17 protein-coding genes are annotated in these 15,468 nt (G+C 65.9%); 14 read left to right on the top strand and 3 right to left on the bottom strand.

The genetic code is table 11. The features are described from left to right. Positions 1 to 4: 4 nt before the first annotated feature. Both ETQ85_RS02440 and ETQ85_RS02435 read right to left on the bottom strand, forming a co-directional pair. Positions 5 to 1,624 carry an NAD(P)-binding protein gene (locus ETQ85_RS02440; RefSeq protein ID WP_148577537.1) on the bottom strand — a complete coding sequence of 540 codons (1,620 nt, stop codon included), beginning with the start codon at positions 1,622 to 1,624 and terminating at the stop codon, positions 5 to 7. Then, positions 1,624 to 3,174, bottom strand: coding sequence for a polyamine aminopropyltransferase (locus ETQ85_RS02435; protein ID WP_148577536.1), 1,551 nt, complete (start codon positions 3,172 to 3,174; stop codon positions 1,624 to 1,626). Before ETQ85_RS02435 ends, ETQ85_RS02440 begins: the two co-directional genes overlap by 1 nt. A gap of 53 nt (positions 3,175 to 3,227) precedes the next feature. Here ETQ85_RS02435 and ETQ85_RS02430 point away from each other — a divergent pair, with 53 nt between their 5' ends. The 9 genes from ETQ85_RS02430 (at position 3,228) to ETQ85_RS02400 (ending at position 9,084) form a co-directional block, all read left to right on the top strand. After that, the gene (locus ETQ85_RS02430) at positions 3,228 to 3,644 is read left to right on the top strand and encodes a DUF350 domain-containing protein (protein WP_222862032.1); all 417 of its coding nucleotides are present in this window, start codon (positions 3,228 to 3,230) and stop codon (positions 3,642 to 3,644) included. A 19-nt stretch (positions 3,645 to 3,663) separates the two neighbouring features. Further along, positions 3,664 to 4,674, top strand: a complete 1,011-nt coding sequence (locus ETQ85_RS02425) for an SPFH domain-containing protein (protein WP_148577535.1) — start codon at positions 3,664 to 3,666, stop codon at positions 4,672 to 4,674. 8 nt (positions 4,675 to 4,682) lie between these two features. Further along, complete coding sequence (locus ETQ85_RS02420; RefSeq protein WP_148577534.1) at positions 4,683 to 6,176, top strand: DUF4178 domain-containing protein; 1,494 nt, start codon at positions 4,683 to 4,685, stop codon at positions 6,174 to 6,176. Then, a complete protein-coding gene (locus ETQ85_RS26085; RefSeq protein WP_187394555.1) occupies positions 6,173 to 6,331 on the top strand; it encodes a hypothetical protein in 159 nt (52 codons plus the stop codon). Before ETQ85_RS02420 ends, ETQ85_RS26085 begins: the two co-directional genes overlap by 4 nt. Then, entirely contained in the window at positions 6,328 to 6,687 is a 360-nt protein-coding gene (gene speD, locus ETQ85_RS02415; RefSeq protein ID WP_148577533.1) for an adenosylmethionine decarboxylase, read from the top strand. The genes ETQ85_RS26085 and speD overlap by 4 nt, the downstream gene beginning before the upstream one ends. A 31-nt stretch (positions 6,688 to 6,718) precedes the next feature. Next, positions 6,719 to 6,871, top strand: coding sequence for a hypothetical protein (locus tag ETQ85_RS26535; RefSeq protein WP_222862031.1), 153 nt, complete (start codon positions 6,719 to 6,721; stop codon positions 6,869 to 6,871). Positions 6,872 to 6,875: 4 nt separating this feature from the next. Further along, entirely contained in the window at positions 6,876 to 7,196 is a 321-nt protein-coding gene (locus ETQ85_RS02410; RefSeq protein ID WP_246128591.1) for a hypothetical protein, read from the top strand. A 147-nt stretch (positions 7,197 to 7,343) separates the two neighbouring features. After that, on the top strand, positions 7,344 to 7,922 hold the full coding sequence (phaP, locus tag ETQ85_RS02405) for a TIGR01841 family phasin (protein ID WP_148577532.1): 579 nt from the start codon (positions 7,344 to 7,346) through the stop codon (positions 7,920 to 7,922). Between the two features lie 91 nt (positions 7,923 to 8,013). Further along, a complete protein-coding gene (locus ETQ85_RS02400; protein WP_148577531.1) occupies positions 8,014 to 9,084 on the top strand; it encodes an extracellular catalytic domain type 1 short-chain-length polyhydroxyalkanoate depolymerase in 1,071 nt (356 codons plus the stop codon). A 9-nt stretch (positions 9,085 to 9,093) separates the two neighbouring features. Here ETQ85_RS02400 and ETQ85_RS02395 read toward each other — a convergent pair whose 3' ends face one another. After that, entirely contained in the window at positions 9,094 to 11,514 is a 2,421-nt protein-coding gene (locus ETQ85_RS02395) for a Lon protease family protein (RefSeq protein ID WP_148577530.1), read from the bottom strand. 96 nt (positions 11,515 to 11,610) lie between these two features. On the opposite strand from ETQ85_RS02395, the gene ETQ85_RS02390 reads away from it, so the two are divergent. The 5 genes from ETQ85_RS02390 (at position 11,611) to ETQ85_RS02370 (ending at position 15,357) form a co-directional block, all read left to right on the top strand. Further along, entirely contained in the window at positions 11,611 to 12,693 is a 1,083-nt protein-coding gene (locus ETQ85_RS02390) for an ADP-ribosylglycohydrolase family protein (RefSeq protein WP_148577529.1), read from the top strand. Positions 12,694 to 12,831: 138 nt separating this feature from the next. Continuing rightward, the gene (locus ETQ85_RS02385; protein WP_148577528.1) at positions 12,832 to 13,338 is read left to right on the top strand and encodes a hypothetical protein; all 507 of its coding nucleotides are present in this window, start codon (positions 12,832 to 12,834) and stop codon (positions 13,336 to 13,338) included. Positions 13,339 to 13,408: 70 nt separating this feature from the next. Further along, complete coding sequence (locus ETQ85_RS02380; RefSeq protein WP_148577527.1) at positions 13,409 to 13,798, top strand: magnetosome magnetite crystal formation protein family; 390 nt, start codon at positions 13,409 to 13,411, stop codon at positions 13,796 to 13,798. Next, positions 13,798 to 14,787, top strand: a complete 990-nt coding sequence (locus ETQ85_RS02375) for a 4Fe-4S binding protein (protein ID WP_148577526.1) — start codon at positions 13,798 to 13,800, stop codon at positions 14,785 to 14,787. The genes ETQ85_RS02380 and ETQ85_RS02375 overlap by 1 nt, the downstream gene beginning before the upstream one ends. Before the next feature lie 78 nt (positions 14,788 to 14,865). Next, the gene (locus ETQ85_RS02370; protein ID WP_148577525.1) at positions 14,866 to 15,357 is read left to right on the top strand and encodes a hypothetical protein; all 492 of its coding nucleotides are present in this window, start codon (positions 14,866 to 14,868) and stop codon (positions 15,355 to 15,357) included. Positions 15,358 to 15,468 lie beyond the last annotated feature (111 nt).

The raw sequence follows: 15,468 nt of genomic DNA, 5'->3' as shown, positions 1-15,468 counted from the left end.
TCCTTTAGTGACTGGCGGCGAGCCGGGCGGCCCGGTCGCCCCACCAGCTGGCTTCCTCGAACACCGAGTAGCCGGACAGGTCGGCGTGAGCAAAGAGCAGGCGTCCGTCGGCTTCCCGCAGGGCGGCCAGGCCGGGGTTGGCGAGGCTGCCGCATACCGGCGAGGCCATGCCGTGAGCACGCACGGTGATTTCGACGGCCCGCGTGCGTTGCCACAGTTCCAGTTTGCCGTAGGTGCTGATCAGGTCGACGCTGGCCAGCGCGAAGAGTTCGTCGGCCGAGGCGCTTTCCAGCCAGCGGCGCGCCTCGGCGGGGGGGCGATCGGCGAGGGCCTGGTAGGTGGTGAACACCGTGTGCGCCGGGCGGGCGGCGCGGATCTGCTGGTGTGTGGCCACGACCCAGCCGAGGCCGGGGCTGCCATGGATCACGTTGTCCCAGGCGAGGGGCTGCTCGGTGGGCTCGGGCGGAAAGCCGTCTAGCAGGAAGTTGGCCACCAGCCACGCCGCCTGGGGCGGCAGGTGGGCGGCCGGATCGAAGCCGTAGTCGCGGATGTGCGGGATGAGCCGGGCCGCCACGTGGAGTGGCATCGCGCAGATGGCCTTGCGGGCGCGGATCAAGAAGGGGCCGGCGGCGTCGATGCCGAGTACCTCGACGCCCTTGCCGGTTTCGCGGATGCGCAACGCGTGGCCGGCCATCTGGCGCGTGGCGGGCACCCGCCGGCGTAGGCCGCTGGCGAGAAAGGCGAGGCCGTCGGGCCAGGTCAGGAGGGCGCCGTCGGGGGCGTTTTCGGCCTGTCCGCCGCGGCTGGCGAAGTAGTGCAGGCCGGCCCAGGCAGAGATCCGCTCCGGGCCGGCGCCGTATTCGTCGCGGCACACATAGTCGAGATAGGCGTGCAGGCTCGGCGCGGTGTAGCCGCTGGCGCTGAGCCAGTCGCGGAAGGGCGTGGCATCGAGCGCGCGCCAGCTTGGGTCGGCGGACGACTGGACCAGCGGCACGCAAAAGAGGCGCCGTCCGTCGCTGCCGCGGGTGTGGGTGAGGCGGGCCATTTCGGCCAGAAAGCGCCGGTGCTGGGCGGCTTCGTCGGCGCCCACGTGTTCGGTGGGGAGCAGGCCGTCGTGCCAGTCACCGCCAAAGAACAGGCGCTCATCGGGGGCGTGCACCAACGCCGTTTCGGCAAAGCGCGGGCGGGCGGAGAAGGGATTGGCTTCGATCACCTCCAGTTCGGCCAGCAGTTCGCGCACGGTGGTCGATTCGGGCGAGGGCAGCGGCAGGTAATGGGCGCCGCGGGGGTAGGCGAGTGCGCCGGAAGGGCTGTCGAAGCGCCCGCCGGCGGCGTTGCCGTCGGGCTCCGGGCCGTTCACGAGCAGGAAGTCATCGACGCCTTCCTTCGCCAGCCGCCACGCCGCGGTGAGGCCGGCAACGCCGCTGCCGAGGATGACGACGCCGGTGCGGATTTCGCGGCTAGGGGCGGGCAGCGGGGCACCATCCCGCAGGCGATGGCCCTCGGCCATGCCGGGATGCAGTACCGTGAGCGGAATGCCGAGGTGGCTCAACGGATGGCAGCCGGGCAGGGCGAGGGCCAGGCCGGCGCCGAGCCCGGCGTGCAGAAAGCGCCGTCGCTGCATCACCGGATCACGTTGCCCCAGTCCTGCTCGAAGTAATGCACCAGGCCCTGGCTGTTGAGGCGGTTGGGCTCCACCGGCAGGGGTTGCATGTCGGGCGGAAACCGGAACATCAGGCGGGTGGTTTCGGCGTCGAGGAAGCGGGTCGGGACGCTGTAGCGGGTGGGCGGCGTGAAGCCGGTGCGTTTGGTGGCGAGGTTGAAGCCCCACTCGCCGAAGGACGGCACGTAGGCGTGATACGGATGGGTGTGGAAGCCGGCTTCGCGCAAGGTGGCGTCGATGCACCAGTAGCTGCGCGGGGCGAACCACGGCGAGGTGGATTGCACGACGAGGGCGCCGTTTTCGGACAGGTGCTTGGCCATCAGGCGGTAGATGGGCACCGAGTAGAGCTTGCCGAGACCGAAGCTGGACGGGTCGGGAAAGTCGGCGACGATCAGGTCGAAGGCGTCGGCATTGGTCTCCAGCCACTGGCCGGCGTCGGCGTTGATGACCGTGACGCGGGCGTCCTTCAGCGATCCGCCGTTGAGGCCCGCCAGGTAATCGTTGCGCGAGAACAGCCCGGTCATGGCCGGGTCGAGATCGACCAGGGTGACGTGCTGTACGTTGGCGTGGCGCAGGACTTCGCGCACCGCCAGCCCGTCGCCGCCGCCCAGTACCAGCACCGATTTTGCCCACGGCATCGACTGCAGGGCCGGGTGGACCAGGGCCTCGTGGTAACGGTGTTCGTCGCGGCTGGAGAACTGCAGGTTGCCGTTGATGTAGAGGCGCGTGTCGTCCTTCCAGCGGGTGACCACCAGGCGTTGATAAGGCGTGGTGGTGGCGAAGATGATTTCATCGCCAAACAGGCCGCGCTCGGCCCAGCGGGTCAGGTTTTCGGACAGCAGCAGGCCGCAGCCGAGGAAGGCCATCACCAGTACGCCGCGGGTCAGGCGTGTGCGCAGGCGGGGGATTTCGAGGCGGTAGTGCCACAGCGTCCACAGCGCCACCGCGGCGTTGGCCATGCCGAACAGGAAGCCGCTGCGCGACAGCCCCAGCTTGGGGGCGAGCACCAGTGGGAAGAGCAGGGATACCGCCAGCGCGCCCAGGTAGTCAAAGGTCAGCACCCGGCTGACCAGCTCGCTGAACACCGCCTTGCGCCCGTTGAGGACGCGCATCACCAGCGGAATCTCCATGCCCACCAGCACACCCAGCGCAAATACAAGGGCGTACAGCGCACTGCGGAAGGGCGCCGCCATCCATGCGAAAAGGAGGAACAGCAATGTTGCCGAGACGCCGCCGATCAGCCCGACGAGCAGCTCGATGTCGATGAAGCGGGCCAGCACGTCCTCGTCCTTCACGTACTTCGACAGGTGCGAGCCGACGCCCATCGCAAACAGGTAGCAGCCGATGATCGACGAGAACTGCAGCACCGAGTCGCCGAGCAGGTAGCTCGACAGGGCGCCGGCGATCAGCTCGTAGGCGAGGCCGCAGGAGGCCACCACGAAGACCGACAGGATCAGCAGCCGATCCGGTGCGGGTTCGGCGGCGGGAGGGCGGGAGACGGGCGCGGACATGGCTGCGGACTCTACCTGCAAAGCGCTTGCCGGGCACGGGAAATGCTGGCTAAATGAGCCGCCGCCAAACCGGGATTCCGTTCATGGAAGCGTTTTCCAACTACCTGCTGCACCTGCTTTCCGGCCTGCTGATGGTGGGCCTGTTCGTCGTCATCTACATGCGGGTGACGCCGTTTCATGAACTCGCGCTGATCCGCCAGGGCATCGTTGCACCGGCTTTGTCGCTGGGCGGAGCGACCATCGGGTTTTCGCTCACCGTCGCTTCCAGCATCCTGCACAACGACAGCTACGCGCTGTTCCTGATGTGGGGCAGTTGCGGGCTGGTGGTGCAGGTCATTACCTACGCCCTGCTGGCGCGGGCCTTTCCCCGCCTGCCCGACCAACTGGCCGGCAACAACGTGGCGGCGGGAGCCTCGGCGGGCGTGTTGTCGCTCGTTGTCGGCATCATCAACGCCGCCTGCATGTCCTGATTTTTACTGGAGCACTTTCATGAGTCTCGGATCCTTCATCAAGAAGCAGTTCATCGACGTCCTCCAGTGGAACGAGGACGCCGACGGCACCCTGGCCTGGCGTTATCCGATGGAGGATTTCGAGATCCAGTACGGCGCCAGCCTGACCGTGCGCGATTCGCAGATGGCCGTCTTCGTCAATGAAGGCAAAATCGCCGACGTCTTCGGGCCGGGCATGTACACGCTAACCACCCAGACCATCCCGGTACTCACTTACCTGAAGAACTGGGACAAGCTCTTCGAGTCGCCCTTCAAGTCCGACGTTTACTTCTTCAGCACCCGCCTGCAGCTTGGCCGCAAGTGGGGCACCCCGCAGCCGATCACCATCCGCGACAAGGATTTCGGCATGGTGCGCTTGCGTGCCTTCGGCATGTATTCGTACAAGCTGGCCGACCCGCGGAAGTTCTTCACCGAAATCAGCGGCACCCGCGCCGCCTACACGGTGGACGAACTGGAGCAGCAGTTGCGCAACCTCGTCGTGGCCACCATGAGCGCCACACTGGGCGGTGCCGAGGTGCCCTTTCTCGACATGGCCGCCAACCAGATCCTGCTGGCCCAGCGCATGACCGAGGCGATGACGCCGACCTTCGAGCGCTACGGGATGACGCTCGACAACTTCGCGGTGGAGAACATCTCCCTGCCCGAAGAGCTGCAAAAGGCCATCGACACGCGCATCTCGATGGGCATGGTCGGCGACCTTGCCAAGTACACCCAGTACCAGGTGGCCAACTCCGTGCCGCTGGCAGCGCAGAACGAGGGCGGGCTGGCTGGTGTGGGTGCCGGTTTGGCCGCCGGCGTGGGCATGGGACAGGTGATGATGGACGCGCTGCGCGGCAGTCAGGCGCCGGCTGCAGCGCCGGTCGCAGCACCGGCTGGCGAAGATCCGGAAGCCCGTCTTGCCAAGCTCAAGAGCCTGCTCGACAAGGGCCTCGTCACCCAGGCCGATTACGATTCGGCCAAGGCTGAAATCCTCAAGAAGCTCATCGGTTAAGCGCCCGGATGTTCAAGCTCGCCTGTCCGAGCTGCGGCGCGGAGGTCACCTTCCGTTCCGCCACTTCGGCCATCGCCGTCTGCGAATACTGCCGCAGCACGCTGCTGCGCGAGGCCGACGCGGTGCGCGACGTGGGCAAGATGGCGGTGGCGCTGGAGGATTACTCGCCGATCCGCATCACCACCTCGGGCATGTACGCCGGCAAGGCCTTTGGCGTGGTCGGGCGCATCCAGCTGCGTTACGAGGCGGGCTTCTGGAACGAGTGGTACATCCTCTTCGACGACGGTACGGGCGGCTGGTTGTCGGATGCCTCCGGCCAGTACGCGATCACCCTCGACAGCGGCCGCGCTGACGATGCGCCGCCCTTCGGCCAGATCATTCCCGGTGGTGCCTACGTTTTTGAGGGCGTGACCTACTCGGCGGCTGATCTGCGCACCGCCCGCTGCACCGGTGGCGAAGGCGAACTGCCCTTCCAGGTGGGGGCCGGCTGGGAAGCCCGGGTGGCCGACTACCGCCAGGCGCACCGCTTTCTGACCCTCGATTATTCCGATGGTCCCCAGCCCCGCCGTTACGTCGGCAAGGCGGTCAGTCTTGCCGACCTCAAATGCCAGCTGTTGCGCGAGCCCGATGAAATCGCCCGTAGCGCCGGACATCTCAAGGGCCAGGCTGCGTCGCTGGAATGCCCGGCCTGTGGTGCGTCCATCAGCTGGCGTCCGGCGGTGGCTGCCCATCTGCACTGTCCGGCCTGCGGCACCGAATCCGACGCCACCACCGGTACCGTCGAGATCATGGAGGCGGCCCGCCGTGAAGCGATGATGCCGACGACGCTGGCGCTCGGCGACGTGGCGAAGATCGACGGCCATGCCTTCAGTCTGATCGGCCTGATGCGCTGCCGCGAGGTGGGCGAGACGGAGGCGTGGACCGAATACCTGTTGTTCAGCGAAGCAGCCGGTTTTTTGTGGCTCGTCGAATCCGCCGCGGCGTGGGACAAGGTCAAGGTGCTCGACAGCTGGCCGGAGTCGGTTTCCGCCAGCGCGGTGCGCCTCGACGGCAGCGCCTTCACGCGCATGATCGCCTACGGTGCCGAGGTGATTTACGCCGCCGGGGCCTTCAACTGGAGGGTCAAGGTTGGCGACAGTGTTTCCATCACCGATTACCGGGGCAGCCGCGGCACCCTCAGCAGCGAGCGCAGTCCGGCGGAAATCACCTGGTCCCTCGCCCAGCGCGTGCCGGCGAGTACCGTCGATGGCTGGTTCGGCAAGGGTGGCAAGCTGACTGCCGGGGCTTTTGTCGCGTCGCTGGCCGACGCCGGCAGCACGCGTTCCGACGCCGACCCGCGGGCCTCCCTGCGCCCCCTCGCCATCGCCTTCTCGGCCGTCCTGTTGCTCGTCAACATTCCCCTGTCTTTCATGGGGAGCCTGTATAGCTGGGTGGTGACCTTGGTTGCCTTCATCGTCCTGTGGCTGCCCGTTTACACAGGTCTGTTCGAGGACAAGTCATGACGCGCTGGGGCTACATCGTTTTCGGGCTGATCGTGGTGCTCGTCGCGACCCTCGAAAACGTCGACGAGCGGCGTGGTTCGAGCGGCAGTTCGCGCAGCTGGAACAGTGGCTCGTCCGGCGGCGGCTGGTCGTCCGGTGGCGGTGGGCACAAGTGAGCGATACTGCCGTTCACCTTCCGCGGGGGCGCCACCTGCTGGTAGATTTGCACGGCGTTGGCGCTGCGTATCTTGGCGACTGCTTGGCCATCGAAAACCTGCTCCGCGATGCCGCTCGGGCGGCCGGGGCGACGCCGGTGGGTGGCGAGTTTCACCACTTCGGGCCAGGCCTGGGCGTGACCGGTGTGCTGCTGCTGAAGGAGTCGCACATCAGCATTCACACCTGGCCGGAGCATGGGTTTGCGGCGGTGGATGTGTTCATGTGCGGCGCCGCCCAGCCCGAAAAGGCAGTGGCCGTGATCGAGGCCGCGCTGCAGGCGGAGTCCGTGACCCGGCAGGAGGCATCCAGGGGATAGAATCGCAGGCTGTACTGACTTTGTGTTTCGTATGATGACCTTCCAGCCCGCTCCCCTGGCCAAAGCCTGCCGCCTTCCCAACCATGGCCCGACGGTGCTGGTATCGACGGCACAGGGCAGCATCCACTATATTGCCGGAGGCAACTTCTTTACGACCGGGGAGGTCTTCGAGGTGAAAGGGTAAGCACATGGAAATGCCCACCGTTTTCGACAACGCACAACTCTCTCATATTATCGAGGAGGCGATGATCTTCCAGTGCGCCTGCCCGGCCCAGGTCGCCCAGCATATCCTCGGTCTGCGCGAGTTGTTCCGTTACCAGTTCAGTTGTTCCATCACACGTACCGAAGATTTTGGCGTGCACGCCCGCATCATGGAATCGGTGCGGCGCACGCATGTGGAGATGGAGCAGTGCCTCGGCGATGTTCTCGCTGCCGAAGGCTGGGATACCGCCACACTGACCATGCCGGAGGGGCTGCGCCAGTTGCGCGACCAGTTGCTGGAAGAGTGATTCCGGTGCGCTGGCCGGTTTGCCCGATACGGGTTTTGATAGTGCGAAGAAATATTTTGTGCACTGCACAAAAAGCGCTTGCATTTGGGTTTGTTGCGGTGCAACATAGACCCATACCGAATCGCAAACCACTATCAGGAGATCAACATGTCCATTTCCCCGGAAAAAATCGTCGCCGCTTCCAAGTCCAACGTTGAAGCCAGCCTGAAGTCGGCCACCAGCTTCGCGACCACCCTCTTTACCGCCGTCGAGCGCGTTGCCAGCCTGAACCTGGCTACCGCCCGTGCTTCCTTTGACGACAGCGTCGCTTTCTCCAAGACCCTGCTCGCCACCAAGGACCCGAAGGCCCTGGCCGCCCTGCACCTCGGCGCCCTGACCCCGGCTGTTGAAAAGGGCGTGGCTTACGGCCGCAGCCTGTCCGGTATCGGTGCCGACACCAAGGAAGAGCTGACCAAGCTGGTTGAAGCCGAAGCCGCTGCCCTGTCCAAGAGCGTTGATACCGCCCTGGAAGGCATCTTCAAGAACGCCCCGGCTGGTTCCGAGCCCGCCATCAAGGCCGTGAAGACCGCTCTGGCCAACGCCAGCACCGCTTACGAAGGCGCCACCAAGGCCGCCAAGCAAGTCGCCGCTGCCGCCCAGGCCAGCGTTGAAAAGGCCACCCTGGTCGCCGTGCAAAACGTCGAAAAGGGCACCAAGGCTGCTGCTACCGCCCTGAAGGTTGCCTGAACGGACGCCTCGCGGTGACATGTCACCGCAAGTTTCCGAGCAAGATCCAAAAAGGCCCTCCGGGGCCTTTTTGCTTTGGGAGTACAGTCTGATGAGTCGTCGCAAATCCCCCCTCGTTTCCGCCCTGTTCAAGCTCACCCGCGCCGGGCTCAAGCAGTCCACCCGCATCGGCAAGGCCGCCACGAAGCAAGGCATCAAGACCGGCGGCCAACTGGCCAAGGCGACCGAGCGGGTGATGTCGGCGGTCGCCACACCCGCCGAGGCGCCCGGCTCGGTTACCGGCGGGCGCTGGTACGAGGGCCGCTGGGGCCTCGGCCCGCTGGCCATGCGGCGCTACCGGCTGTTCATCCCGGTTGGCGCCAGCGCGCGCAAGCCCTTGCCACTGCTTCTGCTGCTCCACGGTTGCGCCCAGGATACGGCGGCCTTTGCGGCCGTCACGCGCTGTGCGGCGGTGGCCAAGTCGCGCGGCTTTGCGGTGCTGATGCCCGAACAGGCCCGCGAGGCCAACCCCCAGCGCTGCTGGAACTGGTTCGGCAGCGATGCCAAGGTCGGGCTGGAGATGCAGATCCTGATGAGTATGGTCGATCACGTGGTGAGCACCCATCCCCGTGTCGGCGGGCCGCTGTTTGCGATCGGCCTGTCGGCTGGCGGTTCGATGGCCTTGAGCCTGGCCCTGCGTCATCCGGAACGCTTCGCCGCGGTCGGCAGCCATTCCGGCGCCGCCCCGAGCAGCGCGACAACGACCCTGCAGGCCGGCCAGGCCATGCGCGGGCGTCGTTCGCCCGACGCCGAGGCCCTTGCCCTGCGTCTGCAGGGCCGGCGTTTGCCGCCGCTGGTGCTGATCCACGGCGATCTCGATCCCATGGTTTCGATTGAAAATGCCCGCGCATCTGCCGGACTGTGGCTGGAGTTGTTGCCGGACGATGTCGTTGCGCGGGAAACGAGCACCGAGGTGCAGCGCGGCACCCGACGCGGCCTGACGCGCAGCGACTGGAAGACCGGTCGCCGGCCTTATGTGCGGCTGTTGCGCATCCACGGGCTGTCCCATGCCTGGAGCGGCGGCCCGGCCGGACAGGCTTTTTCGGACCCGACCGGCCCGGATGCCTTGCGACTGGCCTGGCAGTTTTTTGCTGCGACGCTGGTGCCGACGGTTTCTGCCTGAGCTGCCGGGCTATTCGCTGGCTGGCTTGCTCACTGTCTTTGGGTGGGCGAACTCGCGGCGCAGGCGGGTAAGCCGTTTCAGGCCGGCGGCGATCCGGCCATTCACCGATTCTTCAGGTAGCTCGCCCTTGTCGTCGGCCACGCCTGCCGGCAGGCCGCTCAGCAGGGTCATTGCCGCATCGACGTCGGCCACGGCCCACACGTTAAAGCGCCCGTCCCGCACCGCCTCGACCACTTCCTGGCGCAACATCAGGTGACACACGTTGGCGTGCGGAATCAGCACGCCCTGTTCGCCGGTCAGGCCGCGGGCGCTGCAGATGTCGAAGAAGCCTTCGATTTTCTCGTTGATGCCGCCGACCGGCTGTACCACCCCGAACTGATTGACCGAGCCGGTGACGGCCAGCGACTGGCGCAAGGGGGTGCCGGCAATGGCCGACAGCAGCGCGGTCAGCTCTGCCAGGGAGGCACTGTCGCCCTCCACGCCGCCATAGGATTGCTCGAACACCAGGCTGGCCTTGAGCGATAGCGGCATGCCCAGGCCGAAGCGCGAACCGACGAAGGCCGCCAGGATCATGACGCCCTTGGAATGGATCGGGCCGCCGAGCTTCACTTCGCGCTCAATGTCGACGACCTCGCCATCGCCGACGCGTACGGTGGCGGTGATGCGCATCGGATGGGCAAAGGTGCTGTCGCCAAGGGCGATGACCGCCAGTCCGTTGACCTGCCCTACGTGGGTGCCGGTGGTGGCGATCAGCAACTGACCGCGCACGATCTCGTCCCGGTAGCGCGTGCGCAGGCGTTCGTGGCGGTGGCGCTGGGCTTCGAGGGCCGCTTCCACGTGGGTGCGTTCGATCAGTGGCGCTTCCGCCGTCGCGGCAAAATGGTCGGCCTGGCGCATCAGGTCGTCGATGGGCTGGGTGTGGGTGCTCAGGCGCTCGGCATCGTCGGCCAGGCGTGCGGCGTGTTCGATGATGCGCGCCACCGCTGTGGGCGAAAGGGGGCGCAACTTGTCCTGGCGGGCCAGGGTGGCAACGAGGCGGGCGTAGGCGGCGGTGTTTTCCGGATTGCGTTCGATCTCGCTTTCCATGTCGGCGTTGATCTTGAACAGGGCCGGAAAATCCGGGTCGTACTGGCTCAGCAGGTAATACACCAGCCGTTCGCCGATCAGCACGACCTTGAGTGCGAGGGGCATCGGCTCGGGTTCGAGCTGGATGGTGCTGCCCAGGCCGATCAGCTCGGACAGGGATTCGATGGGCACCGTGCCGGAAGTCAGGCAGCGCTTGAGGCCTTCCCAGGCGTAGGGCTGGGTCAGTACCTTGAGCGCATCGAGAACGAGAAAGCCGCCATTGGCCCGGTGCAGCGCGCCGGCGCGGATCAGCGTGAAGTTGCTTGTCAGGGTGCCCATGTGCACCATGTGTTCGATACGTCCAACCAGATTCTGCAGGGTCGGGTGATCTTCATGGACCACCGGACGGGCACCGCCGGAGGGGTTTTCGACGAGTAGATTGACCAGGTAGCGCTGCACCGAAATCATCCCCGAATAGGTGGTGGTTTCGGTGTCGTCTTCGCTGCGGGTGGATTCACGCAGCGACTCGCCGCTCTCGATGATGTCCTGCTGGACCGCGTCGAGATGGGCGCAAATGTCGGGCAGGTCGGCGTAGGCGGGGCGCAGGTCGTCTACCAGGTGCGTGACGGTGACCCGCAGCGCTTCGCTGCCGGCTTCCTTGATGCGGCTCTGCAGCTCCCGCCGCCAGCGGGGGAAGTCGTTCATCACCTTGTGCAGGCGTTCGCGCAGAGCCTTGATGTGCTCTTCCAGTTCGCGCTGACGGGCTTCGGGCAGTTGCCCGAACTCATCCGGCGTCATGGTCGCTTCGTCGTCCTTCATCGGCACGAAGGCAAAGCCGTGGGGCGTGCGCATCAGGGCCACGCCGAGCGCCCCCGACTCCCGGCCGAGGGCCTGCAGCTCGGCTTCTTCACGCTGCTTTTCTTCTTCCTGCATGGCTTCGAGGCGACTGCGGTATTCGTCGCTCTGAAAAACCGCGCTGATGGCGGGAATCAGCTCCTCGACGAAGTGCTGCATGTCGCCCTGCAGGCGTGCGCCGCGGCCGCAGGGCAGGCGCAGCAACTGCGGACGGTTGGCGTCGACGAAGTTGTAGACGTAGCACCAGTCGGCCGGCGCCTCGCCGCCCATGCGCTGGTCCTCCAGCAACTGACGGATGATGGCGTGGCGGCCGCTGCCCGTTTCACCGAGCAGGAAGAGGTTGTAACCTTCGTGATGGATGTCGAGGCCCAGATGTATCGCCTCAATGGCCCGCCCGTGAATCACCGCAGCGTCCAGGTCGGGGAGGGCGTCGGTGCTGGAGAAGGGGAGTTCCGTCGGATCGCAGGGGGTGTACAGTGCCTTGGGCGGAAGGGGCGTAGGCGAGCGCATCGGACGGACCTCGGATAGTTCTTTGGCTCAAGCATAATCCCGGTTCGGTGTCGGGGCCATCGCCCCGCCGTTGCCGATTCTTTTCGGAGCTTATCCATGCCCGCCACTTCTCTGCAGGACCGTGCCGCTGGCGCGTTGTTGGGCGCTTTCATCGGCGACGCCCTGGCCCTCGGCCCCCACTGGTACTACGATCTCGACGAACTGCGGGCCGATTACGGTAACTGGGTCAGTGACTACACCGACCCGATGCCCGGCCGCTACCATTCGGGCCTGAAGGCGGGCCAGCCATCCCAGGCCGGCGTGCTGCTGGCCCTGACCCTACGCTCGCTGGCCGAGCAGGGCGGCTACGAGGAGGCCGATTTCTGCCGGCGGCTCGACAAGGATTTCTTCCCCCTTCTTGACGGCACACCGATGAACGGCCCTGGCGGCTACACCAGCCAGTCGATTCGCGAAGCCTGGCGCAAGCGCGTTGAAGAGGGCTTGTCGTGGGGCCACTGTGCCGGCAGCGCCGACACCACCGAAGCCGCCGAGCGGACCCTCGCCATTGCCGTGCGCTACGCCTTGCGTCCGGCCGAGATGGCTGCGGCGATCACCCGCAACGCACTGCTTACCCAGAACGACGGCACGGTGCTGGCGATGACCGTCGCCTTTGGTGCGGTGCTTGGCATGCTGGTGGAGGGCCATGCCCTCGATGGAGACATTTCCGGCAAGTTGATGGCGCGTGTAAAGAGCGGCGAGCTGCCGTTTCATGCGGTGACCAGCGGCAAGCTCCAGGCCCCGCGGCCGGGGCAGCCAGAAGCCTCCGTGGCGGGGCGTTTCCCGTCGCCGGATGCACTCCTCGGCCCCGCGTACATGGCCCGTGCGGCGCAGGACCCGGACATCCGCATCGAGCCGGCCTGGAAGGTGTCGCTGGTGTATGGCATGCCCTGCGCGGTGTATCACCAGTTTCCGGCAGCCTATTATCTGGCTGCGCGCTTTCCGGACGACTTTGAAGCGGCGGTGCTCCACGCCGTGAATGGCGGTGGTCAGAACCAGGCCCGGGCGATTCTCACCGGGGCCCTGGCCGGCGCGCAGGTCGGCCTGTCGGGCATTCCACAGCGTTTCCTGGACGGTCTGGAAAACGCCGGCGAGCTGCTTCACATGGCCCGGCAGGTGGCCGTGCAGGCGGCTACTGCCTGAAAGCGGCCGCACGATGCGCTGCGGTTCGCCCGTCTTATCCCATCGTCGTTACAATGGCCGGGTGTCCCGAGCCGCGGGGCGCTGATTGCTGAAGGATTTGCCAAGCCCGGACAACACGGGCCACCAGGAGAAAACACCGTGGGCGTCATTTTTGCCAAAACACTGAAAGGCCACCAGGAGATCGAAACCCGTTCGGGGGATCTCAGCCCCCGTGTGCGTCGTGTCCTGATTTTCATCGATGGCAAGCGCAGCGTCGAGGAGCTGCGCGGGATGCTGCAGTCCGACGATCTGCAGCACACCCTTGGGATGCTGGAGGAGGACGGCTTCATCGGCATGCTCGGCGTGGCCGGCCCGGCCAATGCGAAGAGCGAAGCGCATCCGCCGCCGTCGCTCGCCGCCTTCCGCCTGCATCCGCCCGGCGACGATCCGGTGCGTCTGCAGAAGGCGCGCAACTTCATGCTCAACACCCTTAACGCCTTTGTCGGCGCCCTCGGCACCAGTTCCCTGCAAGACCGCGTCGAGGCCGCCCGCACTCACGCTGACCTGCGCAGCCTGTTCGACGAGTGGTACCACGCCATCGTCAGCTCGCGGGACGGCCGGCGTGAGGCGGAACAACTGCGCAGCAAGCTCCTCGAAGTCATATAGGCATAGTCCGGGGGCGCTTGTCGCGCATCAAGTACCTTCTCCCGGGGCGGGTCTAAGCTCAGTCGCTCCCATGGAAAACTCCGAACTCGACTTCAACATTCCCGGCCGCGAGATTGCTGTCGCGGCGGAGGCCCTCTATCTGGCCAACCTGATGGTCGTGCCGGGGGTGGCCTTTGTCATCCTGGTAGTGTTGTGGTGGCGCGAGCATGACCGTGCGCCCGAACTGGCCCGTCATCATCTGCGCCAGACCGTGGCTGCCAGCCTGTGGGCCGGGGCGCTGCTGGTGGTGGCCAACGCGGCCATCATTCTGACTGGCGGCTACGACGCCGCATCCACCTGGATCATCGTCATTCTCTATTTCACGACCTGTCACGCCACGCTGATCTTCTGCGGCGCCATCGGCCTGGCCAAGGCGCTCGCCGGCAAGCCCTTCCGCTTTCCGCTGATCGGGCCAAAGTGATGGCCGGGCGCATCATTCCCATCATGCCGGCCATGCCGCCGGACGGTGGCCGCCAGCGTTTGCGGCGCTGGGCGCAGGCCGGCTTCTTCGTGCTCTTCGTGTTGGCGCCGGTGTTCAACCTGTTGCGCTTCGACCTGGTGGCCGGCCATGCGTGGTTCCTCGGTTTCGAGTGGCATGCCGGGCTGGAGGATTTTTCTGCCGGCAACATCGGTGCGCTGGAGGCGGTGCAGCGGGTGATCGGCCGCGTGCTGCTGCCGATTCTCGCTGCGGGGGCGCTGCTCATCGGTGTGTCGTGGCGCTGGGGGCGGCTGTATTGCGGCTGGTTGTGCCCGCACTTCTCTGTGGTCGAAACCATCAACACCTTCATGCGCCGGGCCATCGGCAAGCCCAGCGTGTGGGAGCCGCGCACCTTGCCGCCGCGCGAACCGGACGGCACGCCGGTGCACTACGACCGCCTGTGGTGGCTGGTCACCGCGCCGCTGGCGGTAGGCTTTGCCTTCGTGTGGGCGGTGGTGCTGCTCACCTACCTGCTGCCGCCCTTCCAGGTTTACAGCCACCTGCTGGCTGGCGCGCCGAGCCGCAACGAGTTCATCTTCATTACCGCCGGTACCGTGGTGCTGTCGGCCGAGTTTCTCTTTGCCCGGCATTTGTTCTGCCGCTACGCCTGCGCCGTCGGCATGTTCCAGAGCCTGGCCTGGATGGGTAACAAGAAGGCCATGGTGGTGGGCTTCGAGCGCGACCGTGCTGCCGATTGCGCCACCTGCTACAGCGCCTGCGATCACGTGTGCCCGATGCGCCTCAAGCCACGCAACATCAAGCGCACGATGTTCACCTGTACCCAGTGCAGCCAGTGCATCAGTGCCTGCGCCACCACCCAGCGCGACAACCCGAACGGCCCGCTGCTCCAGTGGGTCAGCGGCGAGGCGGCGCGCCACAACGAAGCCGCCTTCAGCGCCCCCAAACAGGAAAGGAAAACCCGTGAAGAATGAAATGTGGGTCGGACTTCAGTCCGACAACGCGCTGTCAGGCCTTCAAGTCAGACTGAAGTCCGACCCACGGGGGGGGCAATGAACGGCTTCAACGACTTTGCCATCGCCCGTGCCGTGCACGTCTTTGCGGTATTGATCTGGATCGGTGGGGTGGCCTTCGTGACCCTCGTGCTGCTGCCGGCCTGCCGCTCGCTGGCCGAGCCACAGGCACAGCTCGACCTGTTCGAGCGGATCGAACACCGCTTTGCCGGCATCGCCCGTCATTCAGTGCTGCTCGCCGGGGCGTCGGGCCTGTGGCTGGTATGGCGGCTGGGCGTGTGGGACCGCTTCACGGATCCGCTCAACTGGTGGTGGATGCACGGCATGGTCGTCGTATGGACCCTGTTCGCGGTGATGCTCTTCATCCTTGAGCCCTTTGTGCTCGACAAGCTCTTCAAGGCGGCCGCCCAGCGTGATCCGCTGGGCACCATGGCACGCATTCAGCGCCTGCATCAGGTGTTGCTGACGGTGAGCCTGATCGTCGTGCTGGGCGCAGTGGCGGGGAGCCACGGAGGGTGGCGTTTCGGCTGACGGCAGCTCTGTGTTGAATTTAACGTCTTTATTGATTTTGTGCAAAAGTCGGCAAAGTCAAAGGGGTTGTGACCGTTATGATTCTCAACGAGTCCCCTGGACCGTAGAGGA

This window comes from Zoogloea oleivorans, assembly GCF_008107625.1.
GTDB classification, from domain to species: domain Bacteria; phylum Pseudomonadota; class Gammaproteobacteria; order Burkholderiales; family Rhodocyclaceae; genus Zoogloea; species Zoogloea oleivorans.
Note: the sequence above shows the minus strand (reverse complement) of the source record. Positions and strands in the feature narration are given on the sequence as shown.

Coding starts and splice junctions, on each gene's coding strand:
- ETQ85_RS02420 (WP_148577534.1), top strand. CDS start 4,683: ATGTTCAAGCTCGCCTGTCCGAGCTGCGGCGCGGAGGTCACCTTCCGT.
- ETQ85_RS02375 (WP_148577526.1), top strand. CDS start 13,798: ATGGCCGGGCGCATCATTCCCATCATGCCGGCCATGCCGCCGGACGGT.
- ETQ85_RS02435 (WP_148577536.1), bottom strand. CDS start 3,174: ATGTCCGCGCCCGTCTCCCGCCCTCCCGCCGCCGAACCCGCACCGGAT.
- ETQ85_RS02395 (WP_148577530.1), bottom strand. CDS start 11,514: ATGCGCTCGCCTACGCCCCTTCCGCCCAAGGCACTGTACACCCCCTGC.
- ETQ85_RS02380 (WP_148577527.1), top strand. CDS start 13,409: ATGGAAAACTCCGAACTCGACTTCAACATTCCCGGCCGCGAGATTGCT.
- phaP (WP_148577532.1), top strand. CDS start 7,344: ATGTCCATTTCCCCGGAAAAAATCGTCGCCGCTTCCAAGTCCAACGTT.
- ETQ85_RS02425 (WP_148577535.1), top strand. CDS start 3,664: ATGAGTCTCGGATCCTTCATCAAGAAGCAGTTCATCGACGTCCTCCAG.
- ETQ85_RS26535 (WP_222862031.1), top strand. CDS start 6,719: ATGATGACCTTCCAGCCCGCTCCCCTGGCCAAAGCCTGCCGCCTTCCC.
- ETQ85_RS26085 (WP_187394555.1), top strand. CDS start 6,173: ATGACGCGCTGGGGCTACATCGTTTTCGGGCTGATCGTGGTGCTCGTC.
- ETQ85_RS02430 (WP_222862032.1), top strand. CDS start 3,228: ATGAGCCGCCGCCAAACCGGGATTCCGTTCATGGAAGCGTTTTCCAAC.
- ETQ85_RS02390 (WP_148577529.1), top strand. CDS start 11,611: ATGCCCGCCACTTCTCTGCAGGACCGTGCCGCTGGCGCGTTGTTGGGC.
- ETQ85_RS02400 (WP_148577531.1), top strand. CDS start 8,014: ATGAGTCGTCGCAAATCCCCCCTCGTTTCCGCCCTGTTCAAGCTCACC.
- ETQ85_RS02410 (WP_246128591.1), top strand. CDS start 6,876: ATGGAAATGCCCACCGTTTTCGACAACGCACAACTCTCTCATATTATC.
- ETQ85_RS02370 (WP_148577525.1), top strand. CDS start 14,866: ATGAACGGCTTCAACGACTTTGCCATCGCCCGTGCCGTGCACGTCTTT.
- ETQ85_RS02440 (WP_148577537.1), bottom strand. CDS start 1,624: ATGCAGCGACGGCGCTTTCTGCACGCCGGGCTCGGCGCCGGCCTGGCC.